The organism is Variovorax sp. P4_D9 (assembly GCF_056401695.1).
In genome coordinates this window covers 1-6,682 of record NZ_JBFUIU010000507.1, presented here as the reverse complement: position 1 = coordinate 6,682, position 6,682 = coordinate 1, and the positions used below count along the sequence as shown (strand labels likewise).

At 65.9% G+C, this 6,682-nt stretch carries 10 protein-coding genes; 7 read left to right on the top strand and 3 right to left on the bottom strand.

Translation table 11 applies throughout. From position 1 onward, the window contains the following. From AC1DY5_RS36930 to AC1DY5_RS36900, 7 genes are all read left to right on the top strand, one after another. Positions 1–165: type II secretion system F family protein (locus AC1DY5_RS36930; RefSeq protein ID WP_478119441.1), on the top strand; the 165-nt coding region annotated here is incomplete at its 5' end. Next, a complete protein-coding gene (locus AC1DY5_RS36925; protein ID WP_478119439.1) occupies positions 165–1,016 on the top strand; it encodes a prepilin peptidase in 852 nt (283 codons plus the stop codon). The genes AC1DY5_RS36930 and AC1DY5_RS36925, both read left to right, overlap by 1 nt. 15 nt (positions 1,017–1,031) lie before the next feature. Further along, positions 1,032–1,634: a dephospho-CoA kinase gene (coaE, locus tag AC1DY5_RS36920; RefSeq protein WP_478119438.1), complete on the top strand. Its 603-nt coding sequence runs from the start codon at positions 1,032–1,034 to the stop codon at positions 1,632–1,634. 81 nt (positions 1,635–1,715) lie between these two features. Then, entirely contained in the window at positions 1,716–3,209 is a 1,494-nt protein-coding gene (locus AC1DY5_RS36915; RefSeq protein WP_478119437.1) for an MBOAT family O-acyltransferase, read from the top strand. Positions 3,210–3,298: 89 nt separating this feature from the next. Continuing rightward, positions 3,299–4,312: a hypothetical protein gene (locus tag AC1DY5_RS36910; protein ID WP_478119436.1), complete on the top strand. Its 1,014-nt coding sequence runs from the start codon at positions 3,299–3,301 to the stop codon at positions 4,310–4,312. Positions 4,313–4,343: 31 nt separating this feature from the next. Then, positions 4,344–5,099, top strand: a complete 756-nt coding sequence (gene zapD, locus AC1DY5_RS36905) for a cell division protein ZapD (protein ID WP_478119435.1) — start codon at positions 4,344–4,346, stop codon at positions 5,097–5,099. After that, complete coding sequence (locus AC1DY5_RS36900; protein WP_478119434.1) at positions 5,096–5,305, top strand: DNA gyrase inhibitor YacG; 210 nt, start codon at positions 5,096–5,098, stop codon at positions 5,303–5,305. The genes zapD and AC1DY5_RS36900 overlap by 4 nt, the downstream gene beginning before the upstream one ends. Before the next feature lie 9 nt (positions 5,306–5,314). On the opposite strand, the gene AC1DY5_RS36895 is transcribed toward AC1DY5_RS36900, so the two are convergent. The 3 genes from AC1DY5_RS36895 to AC1DY5_RS36885 form a co-directional block, all read right to left on the bottom strand. Beyond that, positions 5,315–5,743, bottom strand: coding sequence for an NUDIX domain-containing protein (locus tag AC1DY5_RS36895; RefSeq protein ID WP_478119433.1), 429 nt, complete (start codon positions 5,741–5,743; stop codon positions 5,315–5,317). Then, on the bottom strand, positions 5,740–6,618 hold the full coding sequence (locus AC1DY5_RS36890; protein ID WP_478119432.1) for an ATP-binding protein: 879 nt from the start codon (positions 6,616–6,618) through the stop codon (positions 5,740–5,742). The genes AC1DY5_RS36895 and AC1DY5_RS36890 overlap by 4 nt, the downstream gene beginning before the upstream one ends. Further along, a partial coding sequence (locus AC1DY5_RS36885; protein ID WP_478119440.1) for a bifunctional ornithine acetyltransferase/N-acetylglutamate synthase occupies positions 6,615–6,682 on the bottom strand: 68 nt, incomplete at its 5' end. The genes AC1DY5_RS36885 and AC1DY5_RS36890, both read right to left, overlap by 4 nt.

Sequence of the window (6,682 nt, the reverse complement as noted above, 5' to 3'; positions counted from 1 at the left end):
ATGCTGGGCAAGGCCGCCGACTTCTACGAATCGGAGGTTGACGACATGGTCGCGGGCCTGTCGAGCCTCATGGAGCCGATCATCATCGTCTTCCTGGGCGTGATCATCGGCGGCATCGTGGTCTCGATGTACCTGCCCATCTTCAAGCTCGGCCAGGTCGTCTGATGCTGGCGTCGCAGGGGGTGGACGCCGCACTGGCCGGCGTGTTCGGGCTCTTGATCGGCAGCTTCCTGAACGTCGTGATCTACCGGCTGCCCAAGATGCTCGAACAGCAGTGGGCGGCCGAGTGCGCCGCGCTCGGCGGCGCGGACGATGCGCCGGCGGCGCCGGCCGAGCCCTTCAACCTGATGGTTCCGCACTCGCGCTGCCAGCAGTGCGGGCACGCCATCCGCTGGTACGAGAACATCCCCATCCTGAGCTACCTGTTCCTGCGCGGCAAATGCTCTTCCTGCGGCACCCGGATCAGCCTGCGCTACCCGCTGGTCGAACTGGCGACCGGCCTGCTGTTCGCCTGGTGCGTCTGGCGCGCGCCGGGCCAGTTCGCCGGCCTGGCATGGTGCGGCTTCGCGGCGGCCCTGCTGGCATTGGCGCTGATCGACTGGGACACCACCCTGCTGCCGGACGACATCACCTTGCCGCTGCTGTGGGCCGGCCTGCTGGCCTCGATGGTCGGCTTCACGGCCGTGCCGCTGTCGAGCGCGGTCTGCGGTGCCGTGGCGGGCTACATCTCGCTGTGGGCCATTTACTGGCTGTTCAAGCTGACCACCGGCAAGGAGGGCATGGGCTATGGCGACTTCAAGCTGTTTGCGGCCTTCGGTGCCTGGTTCGGCTGGCAGGCGCTGGTGCCGATCATCCTGATGGCTTCGGTCATCGGCGTCGTGGTCGGGCTCACGCTCAAGTTCAGCAGCGGCCTGCGCGAAGGCGGCTACGTTCCCTTCGGCCCCTTCTTGGCCGGTGCCGGCTTCACGGCCATGATCTTCGGCCCCGACGCGATCCTTCGCGCGGTGGGGCTCTGAGAGGGCCGGCGCGCCATGCGCATCGGCCTGACCGGCGGCATCGGCAGCGGCAAGAGCACCGTGGCGTCGATGCTGGCCGCGCTCGGCGCGAAGCTGGTCGACACCGACGCGATCGCGCGCGCCGTGGCACAGCCGCAGGGGGCCGCCATGCCGGCGCTGGAGGCTGAATTCGGTCCGTCGGTGATTGCCTCCGATGGCGGCCTCGATCGGGCGCGGATGCGCGAACTCGTGTTTGCCGACCCCGACGCCAAACGACGGCTGGAAGCCATCCTGCATCCACTGATCGGCGCCGAGTGCGAACGGCAGGCGGCAACCGCGGCCGCCGGCCAGACCATCGTCTTCGACGTCCCGCTGCTGGTGGAGTCCAAGCGCTGGCGCGCCATCGTCGACCGCGTGCTGGTGGTCGATGCCTCCGAGGCGGTGCAGCTGAAGCGCGTGGTGGCCCGCTCCGGCTGGGCGCCGGAGGCGGTTCGAGCGGTGATCGCACAACAGGCCGAACGCAGGCACAGGCGCGCGGCCGCCGACGCGCTGATCTTCAATGAGCAGATCTCGCTCGAGGAACTCTCCCTCGAAGTGCAGAGTCTTTGGAATCGCTGGACCGACGCGGACACGCGATAATCTCCGGTCCGCCGGCGCGCGTGCGCCAGATAACAAGAATGCGGCGCGGGAACGCCCTGCGGCACAGCTCTCCCCCCAAAGATGCTTTTCAATTCGTACGCGTTCATCTTTTTCTATTTCCCGATCGTTCTTTTCGCGTTCTTCCTGGTCGGCAGGCGAAGCACGCGAGCGGCAGCCGGCTTTCTCGCGCTCGCATCGCTGTTCTTCTACGGCTGGTGGAGCGTCCAGGCACTGCCCCTGCTGGTCGGCTCGATCTGCTTCAACTACTGGGCCGGACTTCGCCTGACCCGCGCCCCAGGCCGCAGCGATGCGGCCCGCAAGCGCATGCTGGTGGTCTCGCTGGTGGTCAACCTGGGCGTGCTCGCCACCTTCAAGTACGCGAACTTCTTTCTCGGCAACGTCAACGAAGGGCTGGCGGCGGCCGGCGTCGCACAGCTGCCGATGCTGCACGTGGCGCTGCCGATCGGCATCTCGTTCTATACCTTCACCCAGATCGCCTTCCTGGTCGACTGCTGGCAGGACAAGGTGCACGAGCGCAGCTTCATTTACTACGTGCTGTTCGTCACCTACTTCCCGCACCTGATCGCCGGACCGGTGCTACACCACGCGCAGATGATGCCGCAGTTCGCCAATCCGGCGACCTACCGCGTGGACTAYGACAAGGTGTCTCTCGGGCTGGCGATCTTCGTCTTCGGCCTAGCCAAGAAGCTGCTCATCGGCGACCCCATGGGACAGTACGCCGACCTGATGTTCACCGGCGTCCACAACGGCGTGCAGCCGACCGTGGTGAGCGCCTGGTTCGGTGTCATGGCCTACACGCTGCAGATCTACTTCGACTTCTCGGGCTACTCCGACATGGCGGTGGGCCTGTCGCTGTGCCTGGGCGTGCAGTTGCCGCTCAACTTCAACTCGCCCTACAAGTCGACCAGCATCATCGAGTTCTGGCGCCGCTGGCACATCTCGCTGTCGACCTTCCTGCGCGACTACCTCTACGTGCCGCTGGGCGGCAACCGCAAGGGGCCGGCGCGGCGCTACCTGAACCTGTTCCTGACCATGCTGCTGGGCGGCCTGTGGCACGGCGCCGCCTGGACTTTCGTCATCTGGGGCGCCCTGCACGGCTTCTTCCTGATGGTCAACCACCTCTGGAACGCCAAGGTGCGGCGCAACGCCAAGCCGGGCGTGGTCGGGCGAGTGCTGGGCTGGCTGCTGACCTTCGTCTGCGTGATGATCGCCTGGGTGGTGTTCCGCGCAGAGAGCATGACCGCGGCCACCGCCATCTACAAAGGCATGCTGGGCATGAACGGCATGACGTACTCGATCTTCAGCGAGTTCGGCTCCATCCCCTACCGCAAGCCCGAGTTTTTCCAGACCATGCTGGTGGGTTTCATCATCTGCCTCGCGCTGCCACCAACCATCACGCTGCAGCGCTGGGTCCCGCAGGCCCAGACCCTGGCCGGGCGTCCTCGCCTGGCCTGGGTCTTCACCGCGGCGATGGCCGTGCTCACGGTGATCCTGCTCGGTGTCTGCGTGTCGAAGCTGGGCTCGTACAGCCCCTTCCTGTATTTCCAATTCTGAAATCCAATGCCCCCACGCTCATCTCTTCGCGTATCGCTGCCCCCCGAGGGGGCGCTCAATGCCCTTCGGGCGGCCGGGCGGGCCCTGATATGACTCCCGCAAAACTCTGGCTGCGGATCTTTTTCGCCGGCTTCGCATTGATCGTCGGGCTGCTGATCGTGACGCTCAAGACCCCGCCCTTCTATGGCGACATGACCCGCATCGGCCTGCTGTCCGAAAACGCCTTCGGCTGGACCATCGAGCCGCCGCAAGTGCCGACCGAGTACCTGCAGGCCGCTCCGGTCGCGCAAGCCGATATCGTGGTGATCGGCGACAGCTTCTCGATGTCCAACCGCTGGCAGTCCGAGCTCACGCGCGCTGGTTATCGGGTCACGACGATCTTCTGGGGCCAGATCGACGAAACGCTGTGCGGCAACCTGAACGACTGGCTCGACAAGGCCGGCTTCCGCGGCAAGCTGGTGATCGTCGAGAGCGTGGAGCGCCTGCTCGCCGACCGGCTGGCCAGCATGCAGACCTGCGCGAAGATGCGGAAGCCATTTGCGGCCTACGTCAAACCCTTCTTCGCCCCGCTCGACCACGTTCCGCCACCGACGATCAACTGGGACGGCAAGCTCACCTCGGGCGTCAACATCTACCGCAACACCAAAGCGGCGCGCCAGGCGAGCGGCGACTTCCTGTCCAACAAGCGCATCCTGGTGCGGCCGGTCGCCGACGGCTGCTCGATGTTCAGCAGCCGGCTGTGCGACCGGGCACCTTTCTGGCCGGCCGACGACGAAAACGGCGAGCTCACCGTTCAGCATGCCGCCCAGATGCGCGCCTTCAGCGAGTCCCAGCGCCCATTGTCGATCCTGTGGATGGTGATTCCGAACAAGACCACCGTGTATGTCAAGCCGGAACATTCGAAAGATTTCGTGACCGCATTCGAGGCGGCGGGACTGGGCCCTGACCTTTTCACCTTATCGCAGGAGCAGAAGAAGAAGGTTCGCGATTATTATTTCCCCAACGACACGCATCTATCGATGCATGGACAGCTGGTGGTCGGCCGGCGCATGCTCGAGGCGGTCCGCAAGATCCTCTCCGCTGCGCCCTCGAAGGCCTCTTGAAGCTATCATCTGCAACCGGAAGCCACCACGCGTGATCCTCTACGAGTACCCCTTCAACGAGCGAATCCGGACCTACCTGCGGCTGGAACATCTGTTTCGCCGCTTGGGCGAACTGGTTCCGGCCGACTCGCCGCTGCTGCATCACTATGCGCTCGTCACGATCTTCGAGATCATGGACGTGGCGGCGCGCGCCGACCTCAAGGCCGACGTGCTGCGGGACCTCGACAAGCACAAGAACGTATTCAACAGCTACCGCGGCAATCCGGCGATTGCCGAGTCGGTGCTGGACCAGGTGGTGAGCAAGCTCGAAAGCAATTTCACGACGCTCAATACCGTGCCGGGCAAGGCCGGCCAAGCCCTGACCGAGAACGAGTGGCTGATGAGCATCCGCAGCCGCGCCAGCATCCCCGGTGGCACCTGCGAGTTCGACCTGCCGGCCTACTACGCCTGGCAGAACCGCCGCGCCCCCGAGCGCCGCGCCGACCTCGAGCGCTGGTCCTCCACGCTCGCGCCATTGGCCGAATCGATCTACCTGCTGCTGAAGCTGCTGCGCGACGCCGACGTCCCCTACAAGGTGATCGCGGCCAACGGCCAGTTTCAGCAGACCCTGCCGCAGGGCCGCAGCTTCCAGTTGCTGCGCCTGCGCATCGATCCCAAGCTCGGGCTGATCCCCGAGATCAGCGGCAACCGGCTCATGGTGTCGGTAAGGCTGATGCGGCACGAGGCCGACGACCGGCTGCACCAGAGCACCGACGCCGCCCCATTTGAACTGACACTTTGCGCATGAGTGGAGTGAATGCCATCGGCGAGCGGATCGTCCGGTGCCCCGCGTGYGGGCAGGACAGCGTCTATGCGGCGAGCAACCCTTACCGGCCGTTCTGCAGCGCCCGCTGCAAGGGCATCGACCTCGGCGCCTGGGCCAGCGAAGAGTTCAGGATGCCGGCCGACGCGCCGCCGGACGACGATCCGTTCGGCGATCCGAAGCGGCAGTAAGCCGCGAGCCTAGGCTGCGGGCGGCTCGAAGACCAGCCCGCGTTCCTCGGCCAGCCAGCCCAGCACGGGCAGCGCACCCGGCAGCACCGGCGCGACCGCGAGCGGCAATTGCTGCCAGCACATGGCCTGGCCCTCGCGCATCTCGAAGTCCCCGATCCATGCGTGCACCTTGCACCAGTGCAGACGGACCAGCGCATGCGGGTAGTCGTGCTCGGTGACCTTCCAGACCTCGGCACCCGTGATCGTGATGCCGAGCTCCTCGTGCAGCTCGCGCCGCAGCGCCTGCTCGACGGTCTCGCCGGCTTCGAGCTTGCCGCCCGGGAACTCCCAGTAGCCGGCGTAGGGCTTGCCCTCGGGCCGGGTCGACAGCAGCAGCGCGTCGTCCTCGCGGATCAGGATGCCGACCGCGACCTCGGTGTGCTTGCGCGCCTCGGTCATTCGGCGGAAGCGCGCCCGGCGTAGTCGCGCGAGAACTGGTAGGCCACGCGGCCGCTGCGCGAGCCGCGCTCGAGCGCCCAGACCAGTGCCTCGGGCCGCGCGGCCTCGACGGCCTTGGCGTCGACACCGAACGAGGACAGCCATTGGGCGACGATCGCCAGGTACTCGTTCTGGCTGAACGGATAGAAGCTGACCCACAGGCCGAAGCGTTCCGACAGCGAGATCTTCTCCTCGATCACCTCGCCCGGATGGACCTCGCCGTCTTCCGTGTGGGTGTAGCTGAGGTTGTCCTTCATGTACTCGGGCAGCAGGTGTCGCCGGTTGCTGGTCGCGTAGATCAGCACGTTGGGCGTCGATGCCGCGATCGAGCCGTCGAGAATCGATTTCAGCGCCTTGTAGCCCGGCTCGCCCTCGTCGAAGCTCAGGTCGTCGCTGAAGATGATGAATTTCTCGGGCCGGTTGGCGACCACCTCGATGATGTCGGGCAAGTCGGTCAGCTCGGCCTTGTCGACCTCGATCAGGCGCAGGCCCTGCGGCGCATAGGCCTGCAGGCAGGCGCGGATCAGCGATGACTTGCCGGTGCCACGGGCGCCGGTCAGCAGCACGTTGTTGGCCGGCTTGYCCTCGACGAACTGGCGCGTGTTGCGCTCGATCTTTCCCTTCTGGACGTCGATTTCCTTCAACGAATCGAGCGCCATCGCGGCCACGTGGCGGACCGGCTCGAGCGTGCCGTGGCCCGAGCTGCGGCGGCGATAGCGCCAGGCGATCGAGGCGCTCCAGTCGGCCGGCGCTGCAAGCGGCTGCGGAAGAATCGATTCGATGCGCGTGATCAGCTGCTCGGCACGCTGGAGCAGGCGTTCGAACTGGACGTTCATGACCGGTAGTCGGCGTTGATCGACACGTAGTCGTGGCTCAGGTCGCAGGTCCAGACGGTGTCGG

Bases quoted from the DNA above. Each gene is read 5' to 3' on its own strand.
- AC1DY5_RS36895 (WP_478119433.1), bottom strand. From the start codon at position 5,743: ATGACCGAGGCGCGCAAGCACACCGAGGTCGCGGTCGGCATCCTGATC.
- AC1DY5_RS36910 (WP_478119436.1), top strand. From the start codon at position 3,299: ATGACTCCCGCAAAACTCTGGCTGCGGATCTTTTTCGCCGGCTTCGCA.
- coaE (WP_478119438.1), top strand. From the start codon at position 1,032: ATGCGCATCGGCCTGACCGGCGGCATCGGCAGCGGCAAGAGCACCGTG.
- AC1DY5_RS36925 (WP_478119439.1), top strand. From the start codon at position 165: ATGCTGGCGTCGCAGGGGGTGGACGCCGCACTGGCCGGCGTGTTCGGG.